This is a genomic window from Alcaligenes faecalis, assembly GCF_009497775.1.
In the GTDB taxonomy this organism is placed as follows: domain Bacteria; phylum Pseudomonadota; class Gammaproteobacteria; order Burkholderiales; family Burkholderiaceae_B; genus Alcaligenes; species Alcaligenes faecalis_D.
On sequence record NZ_CP031012.1, the window covers coordinates 1,934,778 to 1,957,311 of the forward strand.

26 protein-coding genes are annotated in these 22,534 nt (G+C 51.5%); 16 read left to right on the forward strand and 10 right to left on the reverse strand.

Annotated features, from left to right (window positions below; genetic code table 11):
• The first annotated feature begins 17 nt into the window (after nt 1-17).
• Both DUD43_RS09050 and DUD43_RS09055 read left to right on the forward strand, forming a co-directional pair.
• Entirely contained in the window at nt 18-2,741 is a 2,724-nt protein-coding gene (locus DUD43_RS09050; RefSeq protein WP_153230028.1) for a host specificity factor TipJ family phage tail protein, read from the forward strand.
• Nucleotides 2,742-2,797: 56 nt separating this feature from the next.
• Nucleotides 2,798-4,741, forward strand: a complete 1,944-nt coding sequence (locus DUD43_RS09055) for an SGNH/GDSL hydrolase family protein (protein WP_153230029.1) — start codon at nt 2,798-2,800, stop codon at nt 4,739-4,741.
• 45 nt (nt 4,742-4,786) lie between these two features.
• Here DUD43_RS09055 and DUD43_RS09060 read toward each other — a convergent pair whose 3' ends face one another.
• The gene (locus DUD43_RS09060) at nt 4,787-4,993 is read right to left on the reverse strand and encodes a hypothetical protein (RefSeq protein WP_137431017.1); all 207 of its coding nucleotides are present in this window, start codon (nt 4,991-4,993) and stop codon (nt 4,787-4,789) included.
• Between the two features lie 238 nt (nt 4,994-5,231).
• Between DUD43_RS09060 and DUD43_RS09065 the strand changes: the two genes are divergently transcribed.
• Together DUD43_RS09065 and DUD43_RS09070 are read left to right on the forward strand one after the other, a co-directional pair.
• Nucleotides 5,232-5,627, forward strand: coding sequence for a hypothetical protein (locus DUD43_RS09065; RefSeq protein WP_031232186.1), 396 nt, complete (start codon nt 5,232-5,234; stop codon nt 5,625-5,627).
• The gene (locus DUD43_RS09070; RefSeq protein WP_153230030.1) at nt 5,624-6,199 is read left to right on the forward strand and encodes a lysozyme; all 576 of its coding nucleotides are present in this window, start codon (nt 5,624-5,626) and stop codon (nt 6,197-6,199) included. The genes DUD43_RS09065 and DUD43_RS09070 overlap by 4 nt, the downstream gene beginning before the upstream one ends.
• A gap of 498 nt (nt 6,200-6,697) precedes the next feature.
• Here the strand turns inward: DUD43_RS09070 and DUD43_RS09075 are convergent, their stop codons facing one another.
• The 4 genes from DUD43_RS09075 to DUD43_RS09095 all read right to left on the reverse strand — a co-directional run bounded on the left by DUD43_RS09075 (nt 6,698) and on the right by DUD43_RS09095 (nt 10,357).
• Nucleotides 6,698-7,213 (reverse strand): hypothetical protein, encoded by a 516-nt coding sequence (locus tag DUD43_RS09075; protein WP_153230031.1) that lies wholly within the window; start codon nt 7,211-7,213, stop codon nt 6,698-6,700.
• A 96-nt stretch (nt 7,214-7,309) separates the two neighbouring features.
• The gene (locus tag DUD43_RS09080) at nt 7,310-7,816 is read right to left on the reverse strand and encodes a hypothetical protein (RefSeq protein WP_153230032.1); all 507 of its coding nucleotides are present in this window, start codon (nt 7,814-7,816) and stop codon (nt 7,310-7,312) included.
• A gap of 636 nt (nt 7,817-8,452) precedes the next feature.
• A complete protein-coding gene (locus tag DUD43_RS09090; RefSeq protein ID WP_153230034.1) occupies nt 8,453-9,049 on the reverse strand; it encodes a hypothetical protein in 597 nt (198 codons plus the stop codon).
• 927 nt (nt 9,050-9,976) lie between these two features.
• Nucleotides 9,977-10,357: a tyrosine-type recombinase/integrase gene (locus DUD43_RS09095; RefSeq protein ID WP_153230035.1), complete on the reverse strand. Its 381-nt coding sequence runs from the start codon at nt 10,355-10,357 to the stop codon at nt 9,977-9,979.
• Between the two features lie 187 nt (nt 10,358-10,544).
• Here DUD43_RS09095 and DUD43_RS09100 point away from each other — a divergent pair, with 187 nt between their 5' ends.
• The 3 genes from DUD43_RS09100 to DUD43_RS09110 all read left to right on the forward strand — a co-directional run bounded on the left by DUD43_RS09100 (nt 10,545) and on the right by DUD43_RS09110 (nt 13,083).
• Nucleotides 10,545-10,925: a hypothetical protein gene (locus tag DUD43_RS09100; protein WP_153230036.1), complete on the forward strand. Its 381-nt coding sequence runs from the start codon at nt 10,545-10,547 to the stop codon at nt 10,923-10,925.
• A 442-nt stretch (nt 10,926-11,367) separates the two neighbouring features.
• Nucleotides 11,368-11,853, forward strand: a complete 486-nt coding sequence (locus DUD43_RS09105; RefSeq protein WP_153230037.1) for a hypothetical protein — start codon at nt 11,368-11,370, stop codon at nt 11,851-11,853.
• Nucleotides 11,854-12,111: 258 nt separating this feature from the next.
• Entirely contained in the window at nt 12,112-13,083 is a 972-nt protein-coding gene (locus DUD43_RS09110; RefSeq protein WP_153230038.1) for a hypothetical protein, read from the forward strand.
• A gap of 84 nt (nt 13,084-13,167) precedes the next feature.
• Here DUD43_RS09110 and DUD43_RS09115 read toward each other — a convergent pair whose 3' ends face one another.
• Complete coding sequence (locus DUD43_RS09115; protein WP_153230039.1) at nt 13,168-13,500, reverse strand: hypothetical protein; 333 nt, start codon at nt 13,498-13,500, stop codon at nt 13,168-13,170.
• A 129-nt stretch (nt 13,501-13,629) separates the two neighbouring features.
• A complete protein-coding gene (trhA, locus tag DUD43_RS09120; RefSeq protein ID WP_153230040.1) occupies nt 13,630-14,250 on the reverse strand; it encodes a PAQR family membrane homeostasis protein TrhA in 621 nt (206 codons plus the stop codon).
• Nucleotides 14,251-14,621: 371 nt separating this feature from the next.
• On the opposite strand from trhA, the gene DUD43_RS09125 reads away from it, so the two are divergent.
• Complete coding sequence (locus DUD43_RS09125; protein WP_153230041.1) at nt 14,622-14,795, forward strand: YegP family protein; 174 nt, start codon at nt 14,622-14,624, stop codon at nt 14,793-14,795.
• A 148-nt stretch (nt 14,796-14,943) separates the two neighbouring features.
• Here the strand turns inward: DUD43_RS09125 and DUD43_RS09130 are convergent, their stop codons facing one another.
• Nucleotides 14,944-15,348, reverse strand: a complete 405-nt coding sequence (locus DUD43_RS09130) for a RidA family protein (protein ID WP_153230042.1) — start codon at nt 15,346-15,348, stop codon at nt 14,944-14,946.
• 286 nt (nt 15,349-15,634) lie between these two features.
• Here DUD43_RS09130 and DUD43_RS09135 point away from each other — a divergent pair, with 286 nt between their 5' ends.
• From DUD43_RS09135 to DUD43_RS09165, 7 genes are all read left to right on the forward strand, one after another.
• A complete protein-coding gene (locus tag DUD43_RS09135) occupies nt 15,635-16,120 on the forward strand; it encodes a hypothetical protein (protein WP_153230043.1) in 486 nt (161 codons plus the stop codon).
• 175 nt (nt 16,121-16,295) lie between these two features.
• On the forward strand, nt 16,296-16,715 hold the full coding sequence (locus DUD43_RS09140; protein WP_153230044.1) for a GFA family protein: 420 nt from the start codon (nt 16,296-16,298) through the stop codon (nt 16,713-16,715).
• Nucleotides 16,716-16,742: 27 nt separating this feature from the next.
• A complete protein-coding gene (locus DUD43_RS09145; RefSeq protein ID WP_228125947.1) occupies nt 16,743-17,285 on the forward strand; it encodes a lipocalin family protein in 543 nt (180 codons plus the stop codon).
• A gap of 169 nt (nt 17,286-17,454) precedes the next feature.
• Entirely contained in the window at nt 17,455-18,264 is an 810-nt protein-coding gene (locus DUD43_RS09150) for an ABC transporter substrate-binding protein (protein ID WP_153230045.1), read from the forward strand.
• A 102-nt stretch (nt 18,265-18,366) separates the two neighbouring features.
• Nucleotides 18,367-19,104 (forward strand): amino acid ABC transporter permease, encoded by a 738-nt coding sequence (locus tag DUD43_RS09155; RefSeq protein WP_153230046.1) that lies wholly within the window; start codon nt 18,367-18,369, stop codon nt 19,102-19,104.
• Complete coding sequence (locus tag DUD43_RS09160; RefSeq protein ID WP_109089717.1) at nt 19,101-19,799, forward strand: amino acid ABC transporter permease; 699 nt, start codon at nt 19,101-19,103, stop codon at nt 19,797-19,799. The genes DUD43_RS09155 and DUD43_RS09160 overlap by 4 nt, the downstream gene beginning before the upstream one ends.
• Nucleotides 19,796-20,530: an amino acid ABC transporter ATP-binding protein gene (locus DUD43_RS09165; protein WP_153230047.1), complete on the forward strand. Its 735-nt coding sequence runs from the start codon at nt 19,796-19,798 to the stop codon at nt 20,528-20,530. Before DUD43_RS09160 ends, DUD43_RS09165 begins: the two co-directional genes overlap by 4 nt.
• Before the next feature lie 222 nt (nt 20,531-20,752).
• Here the strand turns inward: DUD43_RS09165 and DUD43_RS09170 are convergent, their stop codons facing one another.
• Nucleotides 20,753-21,031 carry a hypothetical protein gene (locus tag DUD43_RS09170; protein WP_109089719.1) on the reverse strand — a complete coding sequence of 93 codons (279 nt, stop codon included), beginning with the start codon at nt 21,029-21,031 and terminating at the stop codon, nt 20,753-20,755.
• A 393-nt stretch (nt 21,032-21,424) separates the two neighbouring features.
• Nucleotides 21,425-21,778, reverse strand: a complete 354-nt coding sequence (locus tag DUD43_RS09175) for a DUF6693 family protein (RefSeq protein ID WP_086060576.1) — start codon at nt 21,776-21,778, stop codon at nt 21,425-21,427.
• A 398-nt stretch (nt 21,779-22,176) separates the two neighbouring features.
• Here DUD43_RS09175 and DUD43_RS09180 point away from each other — a divergent pair, with 398 nt between their 5' ends.
• Nucleotides 22,177-22,512, forward strand: coding sequence for a hypothetical protein (locus tag DUD43_RS09180; RefSeq protein ID WP_153230048.1), 336 nt, complete (start codon nt 22,177-22,179; stop codon nt 22,510-22,512).
• Nucleotides 22,513-22,534: the final 22 nt, after the last annotated feature.

Here is a 22,534-nt window from a genome sequence, read left to right on the forward strand (position 1 = left end):
GGGGCTAGAAAGCAAATATGACGATTAAAGTCTACCCCTCTCGTATGGAGGGGGTACCAATTGAAACGCATGAATGGACCGGCACTTTAGCCGGTTTTTTTGCGTCCAAAGGTTTGGTGTACACGCTGGCCGAGCAGCCTAGGTCGCACGTCTCAGTAAATGGCCAGCCGCTGCCGATGCTGGAGTGGGCAGATCGTCACCTTGCTGCTGGGGATGACGTGGAAATGCGTCTGATACAGCATGGAGGCGTGTTCTCGGGCTTGGGCAAGTTGTTGGGCAGCATCTTCAACTTTGCCTTCGGCTGGTTGATGCCAAAGAGTGGTAGTCAGAGCTACGGCTCCCCGGAGCAGGGCCAGCGGCTTGAGACGACTTCAGCCAAAGCCAACCAGGCAAAGCTGGGTGATGTGGTGCCCGAGCTGGCCGGCCGGTTCCGTCGCTACCCTGATTACCTGACGCCGCCACGCCGACGTTTCGTGAACTGGCGTGAACAGTGGCTGGAGTTCCATGCGTGTATCGGCCCAGGCCAGTACCAAATCAATGACGCGGACGTGAAAGTAGGGGACACACCGTTCTCTGCTTTGGGCGCTGATGGTTCATATGCCATCTACGGTCCAGGTGCAGATCTGTCTGGAACATCCACACATGAGCATTGGCATACGGTCCCGGCAGTTGGTGGTACATCGTCGGGCACGGCAGGTCTGGAAATGTCCACGGAAATGGCAAACCGGGAGAACACTCAGCCTGCAAGCTACTCGTTCGATGGAAGTTATATCTGGCGCTCTTCTGAGAGCGAGTACCCTCCAGGCTGGGGAGCTGGAACATTGGTCAATATTCGTTTCCCGCAGCAATTTGACGTTTCACGTCCAGCATTGCCATTCCCAAATGCTCAGCGCAATCGGTTCACCGGCGCTTTCAAGCATCTTATGCCGATTGGTGGGCTGGGTTCTGTTTCGCTGAGCATGGAGTTCTCTGGTCAGCTATACAGCGTTGTGGTCGGCTCGATGGATTTGGATGAAAACGGAGATGGCTGGATTGAATTGGTATTTCCGCGTCAAGACCCGGAAGACCCGGTGAACTGGGTCAATTTCGTTCCGCTTGGCCAGCAGACGATAATTTTCCAACTGTCTCCTGTGCCACGCTACGCCATTCAACAATACTCTTCTGACAATATCGTTGTTTGGCGTTTGTTGCCCAACGGCCAGAACGATCCTAATTGGAAGGGCTTTCCACAAGTGACAACCGGTGACGCCACCATCACATTCAACGGCGGTACGGTGTATGGAGAGTGGAGCAGCGAGTTTGTGGCCACACCGGGCAAGGAAACGACGACTGGTATAGAAATCGACTTTTTCTTTCCGAATGGGCTGGGGTACATACGAGACAATGGTGATGTGACCACTCAAGGGCTGGGCATCGAAATTCAGTACCGCAATGCAGATGGCGGCCCACGCACGACGATCAGCAAGTGGTATGAGAACTGGACGCTGGATCAGATCGGAATTACCGAGTCGATCAGTGTTCCGCAAATGCGGCCGTCTGTCCGTGTTCGGCGGGTGGGAGCAAGCGCCACTTCCACGCAGGTCAAAGACACCATCCAGTGGTATGGGCTGAAAAGCCGTCTGCGGACGCGAACAAACTACCCGCGCTGGACCACGATGGCGGCCAAGCTGCGAGTCGGTGGACGGCTGGGAGCACAATCGGAAAACCAGATTAACGTGGTTGCGACGCGGATCCTGCCAGTTCTGAAAAGTGACGGCACTTGGTCTGCGCCACAGCCGACGCGGGACATTTCTGCGTTTGCGCGCTACATCACGGGCTCAATCGGGTACTCAGACTTGAATCTTGATGCCGACGAGCTGCGACGATTGGATGGAATTTGGAAGGCCCGAGGTGAAACGCTCGACCATGTGTATGACCTCACGACAGCGCAAGATGCGCTGAAACTTGCTCTTCGGGCCGGATTCTCTGAGTTGACGGTATCGCATGGCCTGATTCGCCCGGTCCGCGATGATGTGCGTACGCAGTTCGAGCAAAGCTACTCACCGCTGAACATGACCAAGCCGTTGCGTGAAAGCGTGAGTCCTCGTAAGCCCATGGATCCGGACGGAGTAGAGGTCGAGTACATCGACGAGGAGACCTGGACGTCAATGACGGTGAAGTGCTTATTGCCAGGGGATCAGGGGTTTAAGCTGGAGAAATTGAAACTCGACGGCGTGACTGACCGAGTCCGGGCGTGGCGAATCGGTATGCGCCGACGCCGTGAGCAGGCCTATCGAAACCGTGAGTACAGTTTCGGCACAGAAATGGACGCGTTCAACAGTGATTACCTGTCTTATGTGCCGCTGTTCGATGATGAGCCAGGCAATGCACAGATGGGCCTGCTGACTGATATTGGTCCTGCCTCTGGTGGAGCATTGCTGCGCATCAGTGAGCCTTTGCGCTGGGTTGCCGGTGAGCCGCATTCTGTGGGCTACCGGACGCCAGAGGGCAAGTTTGTCGGCCCGTTCGTTGCATCTCCAGGGCCTGATGACTTCTCGCTCATTGCCAATATTCCGCAGCCCTGGCCAGAAGTCAGCTTGAAACAGGAGCTTCCACACATCTATTTTGGCCTGACTGCTGACTGGATAAAGCCAGCTCTGATCACGAACATCCTGGCCCGAGGCACAGACGCTACGGATGTGACCGCAGCAAATTACGACGTGCGTGTGTACGCCGATGACAACAACAATCCGCCGGATTAACCCCGGCGCCAGCATTAATCAACCCGCTTCGGCGGGTTTTTTTATGGGCGTTTGAAATGACGACATACAAAACCGGCAACCCGATCGGGAGCGCAAACCCCAAGGATCTGTACGACAATTCCCAGAATTTAGATAAAGCAGTAAATAGCCAGGAGAGCACTTGGGAAGACAGGCTCGGAGTTGTCAGACCAACATTAAAATCCGCCGTGGATCCCACGGGGCTGGTGCAGGAGGCTTTGGGGGCAGCGGAGCGGGCTGAAGAGACGGCAGATATTGCCGAGCATATCGCTGCCATGGGGACTTACCTCACAAAAACGGAAGCAGATGCGGCCTTGCCTAAGCCTAAAGGCACGGTAATCCGAGTAACTAACGACCCCGATCCAGCCAACAACGGCTACTGGGTGTCTGACGGTTCGCAATGGATTTGGTCTGGAATCCAACCTGCTGACTACAAGTACCTAGTCGTTGCGAATAACGTAGCACTTTCAACATTGCTGAAAATGGGGGTGTATGGGAGTGTGGCGGGGAATGATCACCCAGACTTGCCCAGCAGCTTCCCGGTCGGTGTTGGCAAAGTAATTCGGGTAGAACGACAATTGGATGCTGGCGTGAGCTCGTATGTCACTCAGTACCTGTACCAGACAGATCGGCCTCAGTTTCAGTGGACCCGGCGTGTATTGTCTAGTGGAGCGACCACTAGCTGGGTGATGCCTTTTGATCAATCCATTACGGGTGTCGTTAACGCAAATGCCAAACAGCTTCTGCGCCCAGGAACTTATGTTCTGACAGGAACGCCCTCTGAGCTTCCCAGCGACTGGCCCTCTGGTGCCACACCACTGGCCAAAGTTGAGCAGCATGGTGGATTTCGGGTCACTACGCTGTTTACGACTTCGAATGAGGCGTTGCGCTGGCAGTCGATTGGCGGCGGCAACTGGTCAATCATCAAAGGGTTTGGCTTAACCGCCACTTCCAATTTCACCCGTAACTACGCATACCGTGGATTGACCGCGCAGGGCAATGCTGATGACCTGCATGACGAAGGGCATTACATGCTCACGCAGCCGGCAACAGGGCTGCCCGCAGACGCACCGAATGAAACAGCGCTTGTTGACGTTGAGGTGTACGGCTCATTTGCTGTTCAGACCGTGCGTTATCGGAATCAGATGAAAAGTGTATGGCAGCGGTCGGGCACCATTACAAGTGCAGGCGTTGCTACTTGGCAGGTTCATCAGAAGATTGGTGGTGGTGACAACCCGCTGGCTGGAGCCGTCATTGCAGTGATTGGCGACAGCATCGTTGAAAGCGGGAACTGGCCAGAGCAATTGGCCTCAGCGACTGGAGCCATCGTGCACAAGTTTGGCTTTGGCGGTTGCCGGATGTCTGCTTATCCGACAAGCATGGGACGCTACGACGGAATGTGTGGGTACGCGATCGCTACATGCATTGGCAGCGGTGACTACACATACCTGCTGGATTGTGCTGAAGCAGTGGCCCAGCCACCAACAAGCGATGACAACCGGCCTCAAGCGGCGGCATTGGCCGCATTGGACTGGTCAACGGTCGATATCCTGGTGATCGCATTTGGCACGAATGATTGGACTCGTCCAGACTTGGACTTGGGGACTGGTTATGGTGCTGATCCTACGGGCATGACACTGCGAGGCTCAGTGGCGCACATCATTCAATCGATCCAGGTGGCCTACCCGAATATTCGCATTGTGTTTCAACTTCCGTCCTATAGGACGTTTGGGGGAGGGCCGAATGCTGATGAAGATGCCTGGATTGCCCGTGCTAACAATATCGCTCTGACTGATGTAAATGACGCCATTGCAGATGTGGCTCAACGGGCTGGTTGCCCGAGTATAGATATGCTTAGAGACGGCACAGTCAATGCGTACACAGCAGATCATTATCTTCGGGATGGGATTCACCCACGGCCCGGACTTGGATTTGCGCTATGGGCAAAGAGAATTGCCGGCTGGTTGCGCTCCATAGCATGACGCGGGTTGTGGCTTATCCCCGCTAGTGCGGGGATGTCCGGCTTATCAGGAGTCGGCTTTGGCCAGACGGCTCAAGACAGATTGATACAGCGCGACAGCGTAGCTGGCGTCGTTCTGTGCACGGTTGAGGATACCGTTGGTGTCTTTCAGGCGCTGCAGTGCGCCGCTTTGCACAGCCGCTTTGGTGAGCTCAAGTGCAATTTCTTCATTCTTGCTGAGTTGTGGGGTTTGGTTGTTGTTACGACTTGCCATCTGGCCTCTCCAAGTATTGAAGCCGAGAGGATAAGCCAGCGAAGTAGGGTAAACCTGTAGTCAAACGAAATGGTTTGTAAGTGCTTTTCTCTATAGGAAAGCAGCCATTCGATTTCCAGTGAATGAGCCCGATTGGATTGAGTGAGTGCCGCCTTCGAGCGGTTTTTTTTACGTTTGCTGCTTTTGCAGCATTTCACGGGAGACAGCCATGCCGACCGTATCAATTAAGGGGAAGGACTTGGAACCGACAAGCACGGGGACATCGGCGGCTGGCCTGGCCGTCTGGAAAGCAATGGGAGGGATAGCAGGGATGGGTGCCATTGGTGCCGGCTTGGCGACGCTGGTGGTGATGTGCATCTTGCGGCCGCGCACGCAGTCTGAATGGATCGTGGGCGTGATCAGTACGGTGGTGGCCTCGATCTCGGGCGGTGCCGCTGTGATTCAGCAGTATGAGCTGCATCACTGGGCAAACAACCCGGTGGGCTTGGTGGCCATGCTTGGCCTGGCGTTCGCGTGTGGACTGCCAGGCTGGGCCGTGGTGCGCTGGGCTTTTAACTTTTTCGACAAGCGGCGTAAAGCCGATATCGCTGAGGTAATTGGCGAAATTCAAGATCTGGCAAGGGGAAGTAAGTGAACAAGCTGATCGAATTTATCACGGGCCTGTTGGCTCTTTTTTTTCGGCCGCAGAAAGAGGAGCAGGCCACATTAGAGCCAGAGAAGGCTTCGCCTACGGGCATGTCCCCTGACGGCTTGGTCATCCTGCAGTATTTCGAGAGTTGCCGGCTGAAAGCTTATTGGGATGCTGACGGCAAAGTCTGGACCATCGGCTGGGGTGACACTGGTCCAGACGTGGTGGAAGGCCTGCGCATCACCCAGGCCGAGGCTGACGAGCGGCTGCAGCGCCGGCTGACGCGTGAGTTCGTGCCAGGTGTCCTGGCCGCTCTGACTCGCCCGGCGACCCAGGCCCAGCTCGATGCCATGGTGGACCTTGCATACAACATCGGAGTATCGGCGTTTCAAGGTTCGACGCTTGTACGCCTGTTCAATGCAGGAGATGCGGCCGGCGCTGCTGAGCAGTTTTCGCGCTGGAACAAGTCAGGCGGCAAGGTGCTGCTGGGGTTGCGCCGGCGTCGCGCTGCAGATCGTGCTCGTTTCTTGGGCGCATCCGGGGCGGAGGCAATCAAGATAGGGGCGGTTATCCAATGATCGAACTCATTATTGGCAAGGCCTGGCCCTACGTGCTGGGCTTGCTCGCGCTCGCTGCCGGTTGGTTCACAGCCAAGAGGGTGGGGCGTCAGGAGGGGCGCAGTGAAGCGGTGCAGAAACAGTATCAAGCGGATATAGCCGCAGTGGAGGTAGGACGTGATGCAGCTGAAACGATTGAGCGCTTGGACGATGATGCTGTGCGTGCTCGTGCTCGTCAGCGGATGCGGAACACTGAGAGGCGGTAGCTACTGCGCTGCTGCGCAGCGCCCGTTCCAGTGGCGTTCTGATGCTGAGATCGACGCTACACCGATCCGCGTGCTGCGGTATGTTGAAACGGAGGCAGAGACCTGGGCGCGGCTGTGCCAGAGGTAAACGAGACGATGCCTGGTGCCGACGCGCCGTTCCCTGGGTGTTCGCTATCGACCCATTACAGACATTCGCTAACGTTGGAGTTCAGGACATAAGTCGAAGGCCGTTTTCTACAGTGATGGTTAGGTTTTACTCTGCGCATAGCACCGGCCAGCCATGCTTTGCTCGCCACATTTGCTCACCGAGGCGCAAAATAATTGAGGGGCACTGGCAATCAGTCATAAACCTCTTGAGAGTGACAAAGTGGAAGACCCATTCGTACTCGTGGAGTGCAGGGTACTTTGATAAAGAGAGGGCCGCAGTTCCTGGATCTGCAAAGGTGTGCTCCCTAGCGCGATCGCGAAGTCTGTTTGCTAAGCCGGAGTAGACCGCATTAGCGTTGAAGTATTGGGACAGACTGTCCGAATAACGATTGGCTCTTTCCTTTATATTGTAGTTTTTGACCTTTGCGATCGTCTGATCTTTTGCTCTTGCATATTCGAGCGCCCAAAGAGATTGCTCTTGGAGCAAACCGACTGGTGCGTTTGTGCTGATGTAGTACCACCCCGGTTCATTGGGAATTCCGGGGCGATACCACTGATTGTCATGCAGATCGATATGTACGCTTGAATGCGTGCTGTCGAGGTATTCGGATAAATCGTTCATGTGAAATCTAACGCTCAAGGTAACCGGCGCTGCGCCGCTCAATGGCACCGCATCCGGTTGACCGAAGGGTTGGTGTCTTCCCCAAGAGAACCGAAGTCATTCATCGACCTTGATGCGCGGGCGCTGGACCCCAGGAGCATATCGCCCCCCTGTAACACGCGAGATCCACGAAATCACGTGCATTTTGATTGCGTCATATCGAGCAACCTTCTGCGGAAGGACATAGAAGCGGCCAGTGTCGAGCTGAACACAGAGGCCCACGGCTTTGCCGAAATTGGGAATCGTCCGATCTGTATTTAGATAGACCTCAAAAGTTGATCGTGCATTTACGGGAAGTGGAAATTTTACATTTTTGTTTATGACGTAATCACCGACAGTGCCCGTAAGCCATGTGATTTTTGGGAAATGATGGAAATAGCCAATTGACCGAACTGACGTATCAATTCCACTGTCGTTATTAATGCCGAGAACTACGCCGCCATATTTTGCTGGAGACAGTTCAAGGCGGATACGATGAGCTTCTTTACGATATGTGATAGCAAGTGCGATCCCAGAAAAGACCAACGCTACGAGAGAGACAAAAAATGCGGCGATTGCGATCATAAAAAGTAGAGTGGTACGTTAAGACCTGCTCAGACGAGAAACCCACTAGGTTTAGAAATATGGACCAGACTGGTCCGGTCCGCCAAATAGACTATGACCTTGTATTTCTGTAGAAAGACTAACTGTAGTTGTATTTATACAGCCTAAATGCTGTGGTCTCTGTCTGTGGAGCATACAGACGCCAATTAACCGAATGGCTGCTTCTGGCCGATTGTAGTCATAAGGCAGGCGGGATGTCTTGCTCGGTTGCTGGCAGGCAGCCGACACCGCCCTCAGAATGTTTGCCGAGATGCTTAGCCAAACTGACGGTTTGGTGGGCATCTATGCGGCAGAGGCTGATAGACGCCGAGTAGCCGGGCTGGCGTGCGAGGCAGCCTACGCAGACGCCCAGGGGGGGGTAGCCACTATGCCGCTGCGCAGCGGCCATTCCAGTGGTGTCCAGACTCGGAAATTTACGCTATTCCGATAGGTTGCTGCGCTATCTAGAAACGAAGGCCATCAAATGGGATCGGTTATGCCTAGAGCAAGAGAGACTAAATCATACATAAATGCACTACTTCCTGGGCGTCAAGTTTCGACTCGGTATTGCCGCTCGCGCTTCGTTGTAAAAAGAGAGATAGTGGATGCTATCTTTCCTTAACGCATCATTAGCTTTCGGAGTTCATCAATATCATCAAGATACATCTTGTCTCGTGTTTTGATCCATGCGTCGAATCTGTCGAGGGTCAAGAGTATTACCGGGCCAAGTTGCTGCTTAATTATTTCCGAATTGATTCGTTCATATTTAATTGACAATCGAATGAAGTCGAAATAATTGAGCATCAATGATATTGAGCTTCGAAGGTCGAGATCATCCTCCACCTTATCAATCAGCTCTTGGGGGCTGAGCTTACTCCTCTCTCTGCCCAGCGCCACACTAAGCTTTCGAGGGGACAGAAAGTGAGGGTCATCCCATTTTTCAATCAATCGAAAGGTTTCTTCCAGCTTGTTCCTCGCTTTTTCCTCGGCGGCTCCAGCGAGCCTATTTTTTGACTGCTTATAGCTAATGTAGGTTGCAAGTATGACACCTGCCGCAGCCAATGTTGCTGCTCCAATTTCGGCCATCTTGACTAGGCGGCTCCCATCAGGCTGGCTTTTCCAAGCCGAAAATTGGCCTAAAGCAATCATGGAAAAAATAGCTAAAATTAATAGCCAGAAGAACCAGTCTTTATTCGAGGATCTTTGATGACTCATCGTGTTTTATAAGAAAATAGACTTATATTCTAAATTTCGACATCTTTACTAGTTTTGACCTGGTAATTTTTTTATATGCCGAAACGGATTTTTATGATCAATTGCATGCTCTAAAGTACTCAGAGGCCATCCTCACCTGTTCTCGAGTCTCGAATGACTGGATGTGATGCGACTACAACGAAAGCCCTGATATTGGGGCGTTTTTTTAAGCAGCGTAAGCTGGTGAATCTATGTGTGATGACAGCGGTCATTTTAGTAATGCAGAATTGTATGGAATTTAAATTAGCCTAATACAATGAATAGGCTGCTTAATCCCACTTACTTTCCTAGTAAACGGATTTGAGTGGTGGCGGCTGCATCAGGTTGCAGCGGGATGGTCCGTATTTGGCGCTTGGTATTTCACGTTGCTCATTTGACGCGTGACTGGGTGCCACTGAAACGCCGTCTCAGGCCGCGCAGTGCTCAGCAGCTCTAGCGCTGTCTCGATGCCGGTTTCCGAGGAGGTCCATTCCCGTGCCGCTCCGGGCGTCAGCACGACCGGCCGCCGGTCACGCATCAGCCGGCGCCAGACGTAAAAAAGCCCGCCACAAGGGCGGGCGATTGTCAGGTAGATAGTCCTCGACTCACCCATGTTGATGGGCCGGCAGACACCCTGCAAAAGCATTCTCATTTTTGGGGGCATAGATGGGGGTATGAGGCCCGTTCTTAAAAGAGGAAGCCTAGACATAACAACAGCCTAGCCAAACACCCCCGTTCCAGTACTGCCTACCAGAATACATACACACAGCTCCAGGCTGTGCCAAGAAAAGCCCCAAAGATCAATGCTTTGGGGCTTTTTTGTTGCTCAGCGTTCCAAGTTGCGCCAAGCCCCGCCAAGGTATTTTGGGGGCATGAATGGGGGCACGGACGAAACGAATGGGGGCATGGCTATTTTGGCGCTTTCCCCAGCTGTTCATCCAAGTAGTCCGACCACCACTGCATCAGATCATGACGCTCTGCCATATATTGAGCATGGTTGTATGCACGGCGTACCTTGTTGCGATCACGGTGTGCCAGCTGACGCTCAATCACCTCTGAGCGAAAGCCGCTTTGCTCGTTCATTATGGTGGAGGCCAGGCCACGAAAGCCATGGCCCGTCTGCAGGCTGCCAAATCCCATAATTTTCAATGCCCGGTTCATCGTCTCGCTGCTGATAGGCGTAGAGCGAGGGTTGTGCACGCCGGGGTTAGCGTCACTTATTTTGATACCCGCGTAACAAGCTGCATATTCGTCTATGTGATTGGCATGGTTAAATACAGATACACGCATTGATTTTAGGACTGCTTTACTTGCTGTTCTTTACGCGAATACCAAGCAAGCATGGTGGCAATACGGTGTATGACTTTACACCGCACCATGATGCACCTCGGGGTGATAAACGTGGGATAACGTTGGGGCAGGCGATGAGGGAGTGGACTTAATGTAATATCTCTGCACTATTTGATAGGGAAGAGGTATGCATAAATTTTGGAAAGCACTGGGCTTGGCTCTTGGGCTCACTGTGGCTATAGGGTCCGTTTCTGCTCAGGAGGACATTACAGCAGCGAGTGAGGCAGATATTGAGGGGGTTCGACTGGCGATGGAGCAAAAGCTAAAAGATGCCAGCAGCGCTCGTTTCGTGGATATGATCTTGATTCCTGGAGAAAGCACTATGAGCACTATCTGTGGAAAAGTAAATTCTAAGAATTCTTATGGTGCTTATGATGGGTATGTGCCTTTTTATGGGATGCGGCTTTTTAGAGATAGTGGTCAGCATCTTTACGTTATTCTGCGCATTGACCCTACCAGTGAGGAAGTTTGTAAAGATAAGATGAAAACGTTCAAAGCTCAGCAATAAAAAATCTTCACTGGATTTAAGTTAGTTTGAGACCTCGTCGATTTGACGGGGTTTTTTATAGGTGATCAGAATGGCATCGTAAAGTCGTAGCGCACTGATTGTCGTTGTATGAGCAGCTTCTGGCGCGATGGCATTGTTGGGGGGGCTGTGGGACTGGTAACCCTCGTCGCTTCTGTATTAGTGTACTGTGTGATTTATGTAGATGATTCAATTGAGTAAACTAGTAAGCTAAGTAGTTTCGTCGATGTTCTTAACCAATTATTCGAAGGGTTTGCAAAGAGCCAAGCCGCAGCATTGCTGAAAATCAATGATGAGTTCGCCAAGGAAAAGCTAAAAGTTGTTGATGCTGGCACCGCTGTATAAAGAGAGTACAGGCTTACAGATTTGGCATAAATGTATCTTTATATGATATTGTTTTATAAAAAATCAGGGGAGTTACTGTATGTTTAGCGCATTTCGAAAAGCGGTTTCTTTGGCCTCAGAGCAAGCAACGGATATTGCTGGGAAAGCCAAATCGACATTGGGTTCGGTTGCGACTGAAGTTTCTGAGAGAGCTGGGGCTGTGTCTTCATACGGGGCCGAGCAGGTATCCGCTGTAAGTGAACGGGCATCCGGCCTAATGGAAGAATATAGACCTACGGTGGAGCGAGTGGTCGTGGATGGCTTGCTGACGATAGCGTTAGATAGCCTTAGGGATGACGCGAAGGTGCGTGGCGTGATGGAGTCTGCTTATGAACTACTGCCTGCTCCGGTTCGGCTGGTGTTGTCGAGGGAGCGGTATCTAAAGTTTGTTTTGGACAACCGGGATGGGCTCGTCTTAAAAGCATCGACATATCAGGTTGAACGAACTGAGGCTTTACGGATCTCCATGATTGCAGATACTTCGGTAGGTGGCGACGTTGCACAGCCTAGTGAGGATCACAAGTAGGAAGAAGAGATCTAATGATTTTCCATATGAACACGTCATGATGCTGGATAAATTGGTAATTCAGATTGATTAAGTGAAGCACCTTAGGGTGCTTTTTTTGTACTCGTACGATTTCTTTGGCCTGGATTTTCTGTTTATTTCATAAACAATGCTGTGTGAGCTCATTTATACAGCAGGCGGCGTAGCGAGACGGTATTCAGGGGGGCGTTGCTGCAATCTGTTAGCATCCAAATTTCGCTTGTTACATGTGGAGAAGGGATGAAAAGGCTATTTGTTCTTGCTGCATCTATTGCTGTACTGTCGGGCTGCGGTGATTCGGCAGAAAGGGATGCGCTTCGAGTCGAACTGGATGAATTAAAAGGGCAGTTGCAGAAAGCCACTACAGAGATTTCTGATCAAAAGCACCAGCTTAGTCTTTTGGAAACTGAGAGAGACGAGCTAAAGCTCAAGGTAGAGGATCTGTCTCAAACTGCCTCGGTGATTTATGCGGAAGTACAAGCTTTGATCAAGGACGCTCGGTTGGCTGATGCAAGCAGTAAGCTTAAGATTTTGCGGGAAAAATTCCCTTTATCTCCAGAATTAGCAAAGGCCCAAAAAGAAGTTGCCGAGCTTGAAAGCAGCATCAAAAAACAGGAAGAAGAGAAAAGGAGATTAGCTACGCTTGGCTTTTTGGGCTTGCCTGCACCGGGAAGCGTAAAGAACGGCGAAATTAATGTCTCTTTAGGGCCAGTGAGTACTCAAAAACAGTTTGTTTTTGACCGTTATGACAATTCATACCATTACTTTGACGCTGATCGGGATAGTAAGTATGTGGTACTGACTATGAGCGTGACCGCCTCAAAAGGTGTGACAGATCCCAAGCTATTGGGGATTGCCGCTTACGTGGCAGATGGGGATGTCCTGGAGAAGCTGGCAAATGTTGACGTTCGGCTGGCTCGGTGGAGTGATTATGCAAGCTACTTGGGGAATTACTCTGACTCTAGAAATGATTTTGCCAAGACTAGCAAGGTTAATTTCAATTTAGGTGTCCAAATAAGTGACGAGGATTTGAAACGTCGACCTATTTTCTTCGTAGCTCAAACGACTGGATGTTTGCAAAGAAATTTCGATAGATTTGGCAATCCGCCTGTAAGTTACAGCGGCTATTGTGAGCACTTGAGGTCAAAACTGAAACTGGAAGATTTTTTGGGTGACTCTCCAAGTGTTGCATTAGTCCGTCGGTTTGGCTGACAGCATTAGGGCTTTAGCAGTCAACAAGTATTTGTTCTGGATTGAGTCTGTGCCTGGCAGCCCATCTACTTGTTGACCCCTTGTTTACAAGGATGCGAGGCCAAGTATTTCCTGCCCCATAAGCAGACAAGAGCCAGGCATCTGCGCATAAATCATACGCATGCGATATTCGCCTTTATAGACATAGCCCATCACCTCAAGCACATCGAAGCGTTGTTTAGCATTGGCGGGATTCTTGAGTGACGGTAAGACTTTTACCTGGCTGTCTATTTCAGAGCGGTCATCATTGTCGGTATGCAGTAGCAGAAGCTGTAATGCATGTTCTTTGGCGTCAGCAGCGCAAGGGTGATCAGCTGCTTGTGCAGCACCGGATACGGCGAGGATTGAAAGGGCCAGGATAGTAGAACGCAAGGACATCGGACTCTCCAATTAGCTAAGGTGGTCGTGGATGAGAATGTCAGATGTTACATGCGAGACGGGCGTTGTGGAGGATCGCAAATTGCACTATTGTCTGCCCATCGCATGGTCAAGCAATAGTGCTTGGCTTTACATAACGACATACCGCGATATAGCCAGAAAATGCGTTGCACTGCCAGCCAGCACAAATAAATGCCAAATACCGTGCCAATGCCGGAAGCGCTCGTCAAACACAAAGAAAACAATCCCGGCGGTATAAATCGCGCCACCTGCCGCCAACCAGGAAAATCCTTGCGAGCCCAGACTGGATTCCAATGGTCCCAGCGCCAGCAACACAATCCAGCCCATAACGGCATAAATCACCAGCGACAATATGCGTGCAGGCGAACGCGGGCGGATATCCTGAAGAATGCCAATCAGCGCCAGGCCCCAGACCACACCGAACAGACTCCATCCCCACGGACCTCGCAGCGTTACCAGGCAGAAGGGCGTATAGCTGCCAGCAATCAACAGGTAGATGGAAAAGTGATCCAGCTTGCGGAATACGTTTTTCGCCCGTCCCTTGAAACAGTGGTACAAGGTGGAAATGAGGTAAAGCAGGATAAGTGTGGCGCCATAGATCGCTGTGCTGGTGATGCGCCAGGGATCTCCGGTAAAGCTTGCCATGACAATCAGCCAGGAAACGCCACCTACCGCCAGAACTGCACCAAGCAGATGTGACCAGGCATTGAATCGTTCACCGTAATACATGAATCTCTCTTTCCTCTGAACATGCGGCATGCAGATTACAAGCCTGTTGCCGTGATCGGGAAAGCTTAGCGTATAAGTCAAGATTCGGTATTGATAGGGATCTATCATTGCAATACGTTAGTCTGCCATCCTGGCTGACAAATGCTGGCCTAATTGCCCAAGAATGGCCCTTGTGAATCGACCTCTACTAGTTGCTCGAGTTCATGCCATCTGTGCATGTGTATAGCACTAGGAACAGTTATGTTCCATTGCAATACACCCACCACCTATGCCATCTGTATACCTGCCACGTAAACCCCAATACCTGCTAACCCGCTCCAGTTTTAGGATACGGTTTGCGCGACGTGCGCTCATACCTAAAGAGGGTCATCATGAAATTTGTGCTTTACAAGGACAAAGGTGGTGAATGGCGGTGGCGATTCAAGGCCGCGAATGGGAACATTATCTGCGTCAGCTCGGAAGGGTACTCAAGCAAGCAGAACGCGCAACATAGCATCGAGTCTGTGAAAAAAGGGATGGCGGATGCTCCGGTGGTCGAGGAGTAAGCAGAGGCTTTCCACAAGCCTTTACGCGTAGCTCTTAGCCCCGTGAGTTAAAAAACTCCCTGGCAAAAGGGAGTTCAAAGACCTCGCCAAGCTCCGAGGTCTTTTTTATCAGCGTGCTCTGCGCGGGAGGAGGCTTAGTAGTTGGCGATCAATCCAGCATCGCCTCAGCCTCAATCTCAATCAACCACTCGGGTTTGGCCAATCCACTAATCAAGATCCAGGAAGAAGGTGGTGGATTGACGGGAAATCGTTTCAGCAGCGCAGCGGCTATTTCGTCCTGCTCTTGCGGCGAGCTTGCATCTTCCCGGATAAAAATCCGCAGCATGATTACTTGGTCTATCTTGCCACCAACCTCGGCCAGGACCAGTTCAATGTTGTCCAAGGCGGTTTCCGTTTGCTCGCGCATACCGCCAGCTACGGTTTGCTCCTGGGCGTTGACACCTACTTGGCCGGACAGCATCACGCGGCGATGGCCGGTGACCACCACACCTTGGCTGAAACCGTATTGCAGGGAATTGAATACGGTAGAGGGATTAATAGCGCTTTTTGTCATTTTGATAAATACATGGAAAGTTGAGGGGTGTGTTTGCACACCATCGTCCTATCTTGGGGTTCTGCGCCGGAAAGCAAGGGCTGGTCTTGCAAGTGATCTTTCCAGGGCTTGATAAGAGGGCGTTAAAAGCTGCCTCTCATTACAAGAGACGGAGAAAATTCTTCAAAATTTGTTAAGTTTTATTTAAAGTGTCCATCGTCTGGCTTCATGGTTTTTTGTTCGGAATACGCTCTATCTCCCTGCTATACTCGCCGCTTATTTTTATTGGTAATAAAGGAAGCGGAAAATGAAGAAGATCGTATTTATAGCAGCCATGTCATTGGGCCTGGCTGGATGTGAAACGATGAACTCCATGACTAAAGGCATTGATGATGCGTTTGCCAGTGTTAATGAAGCGATGGGCGCGGGTCCGATTGCTGATACTCCGGCACAAATTTGTTCAGAGATGCGTTCTAACCATGCGCGTGCTGTGAACAAATACAGTGGGAAAACCGTTGAAGTGACTGGCAAATTGGTGGCCATGGAGCAAAACACACTTGCCGAGGCCATGAGTGGCATGAACTCGAAAGTATGGGGCAGTGCCAAGCAGTTTGATGTTCGAGTCAGTAGCGGGCCCATCGTCTTTTCCTCCTTGATCAACCGTCGCACCGAGCAGCTTAATGTGTTCAATATGGGTGACACGGTGACAATTAAAGGCCGTATTGGAACGATTGGGAAAGGGAAGTCTTGCACCATTAGCCTTGAAGAGAATATGAGCATCAAGCAGAAGTAAATGTAAGAGTCCGTTATGGCGGACGGCATAGATAAGCCCGCTTTATAGCGGGCAATGTTGTTTCTGGGAGTTTGAATTTGTGCCGGGCCTGGCTTGAGTAGAGCCGATATCAAGTTTCCATCATGGGACGATTCAGCCGTTAGAATTGTTTATCCAACTACTTACAGAGGCTTTTATGACGAACGACAAATCCACGATTCGCGGGAACTGCCTGTGCGCTGCGGTCTCGATCAGTTTTCAGCAGCACAAGCCTTCGATCAGCGCTTGCCATTGCGGTATCTGCCGCAATTGGTCCGGTGGCCCATTCTTGTCGCTGGAGTCCCATGAAGCCCCGGTGATCGAAGGTGAGGAACACGTACGTTCCTATGCGTCCTCGGAATGGGCGGAGCGCAGTTTTTGTGGTGTATGCGGTACGCACTTGTTCTACAAGCTCAAGGCAGGTGGCTTCCATGCCATTTCTGCTGGCTTGTTCAAAGACAGCGGGAGCTGGCCGTTCGAGCTGCAGGTCTTTATTGATGACAAGCCTGATAACTATACGTTCGCTAACAAAACGCGAGAGATGACAGGCGAAGAGGTAGTTAAGCTGTTTTCCTGATCCTGGTTCACGTACAAGGAGAGCCCTATGATGAAAAGAATTCTTTTCCTGTCGCTGTCTGCGTTATTAGCCGCTTGCGCCTCTTCCAACGCTGACTTGGCGACTCAGGAAGATGTAGACCTGAACAAATACATGGGCACCTGGTACGAGCAGGCGCGCTTGCCCAATAGCTTCCAGCGTGAATGTGCCGGGGATGTGCAAGCCAATTACGTGATGGAAGCGGACAAGACGATCACCGTCACCAATCGCTGTCAGGGTACGGACGGGGAAGTGAAGGAAGCCATCGGCCAGGGTCGCTTGTCCAGTAGTGTGGGGCCTGCTGATCCGGCGATATTGGAAGTGCGTTTTGCTCCGAAGTGGTTGTCCTGGTTCCCCATGGTGTGGGGCGATTACTGGATCATGAAGCTGGAAGGGGACTACCAGTATTCTTTGGTCGGTACCCCGGACCGGAAGTACCTCTGGGTCCTGTCCCGGGAAAAGCAGGCTGATCCACAAGTCGTCAGCGACTTGCTGGATTACGCTGCGGCACAAGGCTTTTCTGTTCAAAAAGTGGTATCGACCAAGCAGTAGCACGCATTCGGTAATCGCTTGATCAGCACCTGCACAAATCAGAACATCCCCTTAGCGTTTTTAGTAATAAGCATGGGGAAATTAGATCGTTTTGAATAGGTTGCGGCTGTGGTCGAATGGCACGACGGTATGTATCGGACGTGCCATTTTTTATCGGAATGTTTTTATCATGAAGTCGTTTTTAAGCATTGCCGCGACCCTTACCCTGGCGTTGGTGGCTGGAGTGGCCCAGGCTGATCGTCTGGATGACATCAAGAAAACGGGTGTCTTGAAAGTAGCGTCTTTCGACAGCAATCCACCGTTTGGTTTTGTGGATCAGAAGTCCCGCCAGATTACTGGTCTGGATGTGGATTTTGCTCAGGCTCTGGCTGACAAGCTGGGCGTGAAGCTGGAAGTCTTGCCAACCAACCCGGCCAATCGTGTGCCGCTGTTGACGTCCAATAAAGTGGACCTGGTTCTGGCCAACTTCACCATCACGGAAGAGCGCGCCAAGCAGGTTGATTTCAGCATTCCGTACTTTGCATCGGGCCAGCAGTTCCTGGCTAAAAAAGGCGTCTTGTCCTCGCCCGAGCAGTTGAGCTCGCTGCGTATTGGCGTGGATAAAGGTACGGTCAATGAGATCGTCCTGCGTGAGAAATACCCCCAGGCCAAGCTGGTGGCCTATGACGATACGCCCTTCGCCTTTACCGCTTTGCGTAACGGCAATGTGCAGGCCATCACTCAGGATGGCCCCAAGCTGATCGGTCTGCTGGCCAATGTGCCGGACAAGGAAAACTATGAAATCCCGGCCTTCAGCATTTCCGAGGACTTGATCGGTATTGGTATCCCCAAAGGCGAGAAAGCACTGAAGTCCTTTGTGGATGAAACCTTGCTGGAGCTTGAAGCCCAGGGCAAGGCACAAGCCATTTACGACGTGTGGTTTGGCCCTCAGTCCAAGACACCGCTGGAGCGCTTGTACCGCATCGGTCAGCAACAGTAAGTCATCACTTGCTTGCAGGCCAGCCTTGAATGTTCAGGCTGGCCTTTTCCTGTTTGTGTTTTTAACAGCGGGATCGCTTGATCCTGCTTTTTGGTGTTTGCTATGCCGTCTTCTGATTTCTGGCTGGCACCCCACTATGTGGGCTGGTTGCTGCAAGGGTTCTGGGTCACGATCCAGCTCTCTTTAGTCGTCTCCTTCGCTGCAACTGTTTTGGGTTTTCTGGTATGTATTGCCAGGTTGTCGCCCTTTGCCTGGTTGGCTTGGCCGGTGCGTGCTTACCTGAGTCTGTTCCGTAATACGCCCCTATTGGTGCAATTGTTCTTCTGGTATTTCGGGGCCTCGGCCTTGATGCCGCCGGAGCTGGTTCAATGGTTGAATACCCAGCATGTCTTGCAATTGGTCTTGTTCGATGTGCATTGGCCCAGTTTCGAGATGTTGGCCGCTTTTGTGGGTTTGACGATCTACACCACGGCGTTTGTGGCTGAAGAGTTCCGCTCCGGCGTGCGGGCAGTGCGCACAGGTCAATGGGCCGCCGCTGCTTCCTTGGGCATGTCTTCCATGGAGGTCTGGCGCTATGTGGTGATGCCGCAGGCTTTGCGCAATACTTTCCCCTCGCTGATCGGGCAGTACATGAATGTCATCAAGAACACCTCGCTGACCATGGCTATTGGCTTGGCAGAGCTGTCTTATGCCTCGCGTCAGGTGGAAACTGAAACCTTCAAGACCTTCCAGTCCTTCGGGATTGCAACGCTGTTGTATGTCTTGCTGGTCATGCTGGTCGAGGTAGGTGGGCAGTGGTTGCAGCGTCATCGTCTGCAAGTGCGAGGCGGGCTGCAATGAACTTCGACGTAATTCATGACAACCTGCTGTACTTCCTGGTGGGGGCGTATCCGCACGGCCCTTTAGGTGGAGCGGCGCTGACGCTTTTGTTAAGCGTGCTATCGGCTAGCTTGTCGGCCGTTCTGGGGCTGGTTTTTGGGGTGGCTCTGGTTTTGACACGCGGCGTGGCGCATACCGCATTGCTGCTGTTTCTGGGCTTTTTCCGTGCTATCCCCGTGATCATGCTGATTTTCTGGGTGTATTTTCTGCTGCCCATTCTGTTCAAGGTGGATGTGCCGGGCTTGTTTACCGTGGTCTGCGCCTTGTCCTTGATTGGTGGCGCGTATCTGGCGCACTCGGTGTTTGCGGGTATCAGCAGCTTGCCGGCGGGGCAATGGCAAGCGGGCAAGGCCCTGGGCCTGAAAACCGCTCAAATCATGAAGTCCATCATCCTGCCGCAAGCTTTGCCGGTGATGCTGCCTTCTTTTATTAATCAGTGGGTTGCCTTGATCAAGGACACCTCGCTGGCCTATGTCATTGGCGTGGCGGAATTGTCTTTTGTTGCGACTCAGGTCAGCAACCGGGTCATGGTGCACCCCACTGAAATCTTCTTGTTTGTCGGGCTGATGTACTACGTGATTTGCGCAACGCTGGAGCTGATCGCGAACCGGGTGGCCCGACGTTATGACAAACATCTGCGACTGGATGGCAAATGATCCGTATCGATAGTGTTTCCAAGTGGTATGGCACGTTTCAGGTGCTCAAGGACTGCACGGCCCAGGTGGACCGTCAGGAAGTGGTGGTGGTGTGCGGGCCTTCGGGCTCCGGAAAGTCCACCTTGTTGAAAACCGTTAATGGTCTGGAGCCATTCCAGAAAGGCACGATTGTTGTAGATGGTATTTCTGTCGGTGATCCGGCAACGAATCTGCCCGACTTGCGTAGCCGGGTCGGAATGGTTTTTCAGAACTTCGAGCTGTTTCCGCATTTGAATGTCCTGGCCAATCTGACTTTGGCGCAGCGTAAAGTGCTGGGCAGGGATCGTGACGAAGCGAATGAGCGCGCCTTGCTGTACCTGGATAGGGTGGGTCTGAAGGCGCTGGCGGATCGTTATCCGGCCAGTTTGTCGGGCGGGCAGCAACAGCGTGTCGCCATTGCACGAGCCTTGTGTATGGATCCGGTCTGCATGCTGTTTGACGAGCCCACTTCGGCCTTGGATCCTGAAATGGTCAACGAGGTGCTGGACGTGATGGTCAGCTTGGCGGAAGAGGGCATGACCATGATGTGTGTCACCCATGAGATGGGCTTTGCTCGCAAGGTGGCGGATCGGATGGTTTTCATGGACCAAGGCCAGATTCTGGAGGACGTGCCCACCGATGTATTCTTTGGTGATCTGGAAGGCCGGCCACAGCGCGTGCAAACCTTTTTGTCCAAGGAACTGCGTCTGTAGCTTGTGTCGTTGCACAGCAATTGATTTGATGATTGCCAAGCCAAGCCAAGCCAAGCCAAGCCAAGCCAAGCCAAGCTGTGCGTAGCAGACGCTGGAGTCCACATCCATAAAAAAAGCCCGCCTGTTGAAAAATGGGCGGGCTTTTTTATGAGCGAGCAAACCAGGCTTGATGAAACAGGGCCAATGACATGCTGGCCCGGCCTGGAGAGTGTCGCTATGTGCTCAGGATGACTGAGCGGGTGTGTCGAACGATTGCAGCAGAGATTCTGATGCCAGTACGGCACGGCGTGCCTGTTCGTGCTGATCATGCAGGGCCAGGTAGCGTGCTTCGGCCTCATCGCCTCGCGCTACATCCCCTTTGTATGACTGCTCTACGTAGTTTGCGTACCAGATGGACTCGGCTACGGTCATACCTACAAACACTTCATTGTCGTCCTGATCTTGAGACAGGGCACGGATACCAGATAAATACGCCCGTTCACGGGGCTGAAATTCCAACATAAGACTCCTTAGATAAGCCTCCATTGTAGTAGGTGGGGGCAATCAGGCCAGAGCCAGGGTGAAATATCAGGACAAAGCCGCAAAAAACAGGGTGTTGAGGTGAGCAAAGGGCAGGGTATTCGATGCGGCTATTTCGGTGTTTTTGGCAGCCAGGTGGCTGTTTTATTACCGAGTTATTTTTATTTTAATATCACCAAAAAAATAGCGATCAAGATTCTCTTTTGAACTGATATTAAATTGATGACTTCAGCTTAATGACAGCTTGGTGGTCGGAGATTAAAAAAAAATGCCTGATGGTTTTATCAGGCATTTGCAGTGAGAAATAAATCCACTCTCTGGCTGAAAAAAGGCACCAGCGCTTAGGTGCCAGATATTTTCAGAAAACCTGCTGTTTTACAGGCTGTTGATGCCAACCACCTTGGTATGGCTCATGCAGTGAGCACTGATCTTGTAGGTAAACACCAGGTAGCCAATACCCAGGGTGACGATACTGATAAGTACCCACAAAAGGATGTTGCCGATGATGCTGGCCAAGTCAATGGTGCAGATCAGGCGGCCAACCCGTTGTCCTTGCTCGTTGTAGGCATAGGTTTTGCTGATAATAAAGCGCTGCATGTAGTAAGGAAATACAAAAAGCGCCAGACCCAATGTGACGATTGCCAGCAAAACCCAAATGATGACATGGCCAATAACCTCCATGAAACCAAGCTCGGACTTCAACTGATAGTTATTAAACGTAGTGCTCATGTGTATGCTTAAGTAGATGTGAAAAAATGTATTTTATACAAACTTTATGGAAATGGAAGCGGCTTTGTTTTTTTAAGCTGTTTTCATTGTTTTTTTCGAAAAATATAATTTTTTTTAGTAGTTTTTTATTTGATATTTAACTTGATATTTTTTGCAATAGAGCTAAATGTTTCTTGTTATTGAAAAAGAACGTTCGCTTTTTTGATGAAATAGGAGAGGTTGCTGTTCAAGATGTTTAGGCGCTGGCCATTGACAGCTTGCCCAGGGCGGGCGAAGACAGGATTTCGATTTTCGGGGCGTTATGCAGGGGTACCAGGCTAAGGCTGTGGAGGCTTTGGTACAGAGCTAATGCCCGACATTCAGGATATGATTACAAAAAAAATTACCAAGGAGGGAGTATGAAAACGAACTGGATGACGACGCTGCCTACAGCAGCATTGTTGCTGCTTTCCTCGCCAGCAGTAGTGGGGCAAGGTACATCGGCTCGTGAGCAGGCATTGGCTCAGTGTCAGCAGGACTATCCCTATGCGCAAGAGGTCATGCGGGTTTGGCAATTAGGCGCCTCGAAAGAGGATTTGCTTAAATGGGCAAATAATGACGAGGAGCGTGTCTTTATGGTCGAGTCTGCATTTCAGCAGCCACGGTTTACTTCCGGGCAGTCTCAATTGCAGGCGATTAGCGATTTTGGTGACTGGTACCTTAGTCAATGCAAGGTGTTGGCAAACAGCAAGTAAGCCCTTGAGGGGTTTACTTGCT

What these genes read in the sequence shown, in the direction of transcription:
- DUD43_RS09095 (WP_153230035.1), bottom strand. Translation starts at nt 10,357, where the DNA reads ATGCGTGTATCTGTATTTAACCATGCCAATCACATAGACGAATATGCA.
- DUD43_RS09150 (WP_153230045.1), top strand. Translation starts at nt 17,455, where the DNA reads ATGAAGTCGTTTTTAAGCATTGCCGCGACCCTTACCCTGGCGTTGGTG.
- DUD43_RS09055 (WP_153230029.1), top strand. Translation starts at nt 2,798, where the DNA reads ATGACGACATACAAAACCGGCAACCCGATCGGGAGCGCAAACCCCAAG.
- DUD43_RS09125 (WP_153230041.1), top strand. Translation starts at nt 14,622, where the DNA reads ATGAAATTTGTGCTTTACAAGGACAAAGGTGGTGAATGGCGGTGGCGA.
- DUD43_RS09180 (WP_153230048.1), top strand. Translation starts at nt 22,177, where the DNA reads ATGAAAACGAACTGGATGACGACGCTGCCTACAGCAGCATTGTTGCTG.
- DUD43_RS09050 (WP_153230028.1), top strand. Translation starts at nt 18, where the DNA reads ATGACGATTAAAGTCTACCCCTCTCGTATGGAGGGGGTACCAATTGAA.
- DUD43_RS09160 (WP_109089717.1), top strand. Translation starts at nt 19,101, where the DNA reads ATGAACTTCGACGTAATTCATGACAACCTGCTGTACTTCCTGGTGGGG.
- DUD43_RS09075 (WP_153230031.1), bottom strand. Translation starts at nt 7,213, where the DNA reads ATGAACGATTTATCCGAATACCTCGACAGCACGCATTCAAGCGTACAT.
- DUD43_RS09170 (WP_109089719.1), bottom strand. Translation starts at nt 21,031, where the DNA reads ATGTTGGAATTTCAGCCCCGTGAACGGGCGTATTTATCTGGTATCCGT.
- DUD43_RS09115 (WP_153230039.1), bottom strand. Translation starts at nt 13,500, where the DNA reads ATGTCCTTGCGTTCTACTATCCTGGCCCTTTCAATCCTCGCCGTATCC.
- DUD43_RS09090 (WP_153230034.1), bottom strand. Translation starts at nt 9,049, where the DNA reads ATGAGTCATCAAAGATCCTCGAATAAAGACTGGTTCTTCTGGCTATTA.
- DUD43_RS09155 (WP_153230046.1), top strand. Translation starts at nt 18,367, where the DNA reads ATGCCGTCTTCTGATTTCTGGCTGGCACCCCACTATGTGGGCTGGTTG.
- DUD43_RS09145 (WP_228125947.1), top strand. Translation starts at nt 16,743, where the DNA reads ATGATGAAAAGAATTCTTTTCCTGTCGCTGTCTGCGTTATTAGCCGCT.
- trhA (WP_153230040.1), bottom strand. Translation starts at nt 14,250, where the DNA reads ATGTATTACGGTGAACGATTCAATGCCTGGTCACATCTGCTTGGTGCA.
- DUD43_RS09175 (WP_086060576.1), bottom strand. Translation starts at nt 21,778, where the DNA reads ATGAGCACTACGTTTAATAACTATCAGTTGAAGTCCGAGCTTGGTTTC.
- DUD43_RS09060 (WP_137431017.1), bottom strand. Translation starts at nt 4,993, where the DNA reads ATGGCAAGTCGTAACAACAACCAAACCCCACAACTCAGCAAGAATGAA.
- DUD43_RS09080 (WP_153230032.1), bottom strand. Translation starts at nt 7,816, where the DNA reads ATGATCGCAATCGCCGCATTTTTTGTCTCTCTCGTAGCGTTGGTCTTT.
- DUD43_RS09165 (WP_153230047.1), top strand. Translation starts at nt 19,796, where the DNA reads ATGATCCGTATCGATAGTGTTTCCAAGTGGTATGGCACGTTTCAGGTG.
- DUD43_RS09140 (WP_153230044.1), top strand. Translation starts at nt 16,296, where the DNA reads ATGACGAACGACAAATCCACGATTCGCGGGAACTGCCTGTGCGCTGCG.
- DUD43_RS09135 (WP_153230043.1), top strand. Translation starts at nt 15,635, where the DNA reads ATGAAGAAGATCGTATTTATAGCAGCCATGTCATTGGGCCTGGCTGGA.
- DUD43_RS09105 (WP_153230037.1), top strand. Translation starts at nt 11,368, where the DNA reads ATGTTTAGCGCATTTCGAAAAGCGGTTTCTTTGGCCTCAGAGCAAGCA.
- DUD43_RS09130 (WP_153230042.1), bottom strand. Translation starts at nt 15,348, where the DNA reads ATGACAAAAAGCGCTATTAATCCCTCTACCGTATTCAATTCCCTGCAA.
- DUD43_RS09110 (WP_153230038.1), top strand. Translation starts at nt 12,112, where the DNA reads ATGAAAAGGCTATTTGTTCTTGCTGCATCTATTGCTGTACTGTCGGGC.
- DUD43_RS09100 (WP_153230036.1), top strand. Translation starts at nt 10,545, where the DNA reads ATGCATAAATTTTGGAAAGCACTGGGCTTGGCTCTTGGGCTCACTGTG.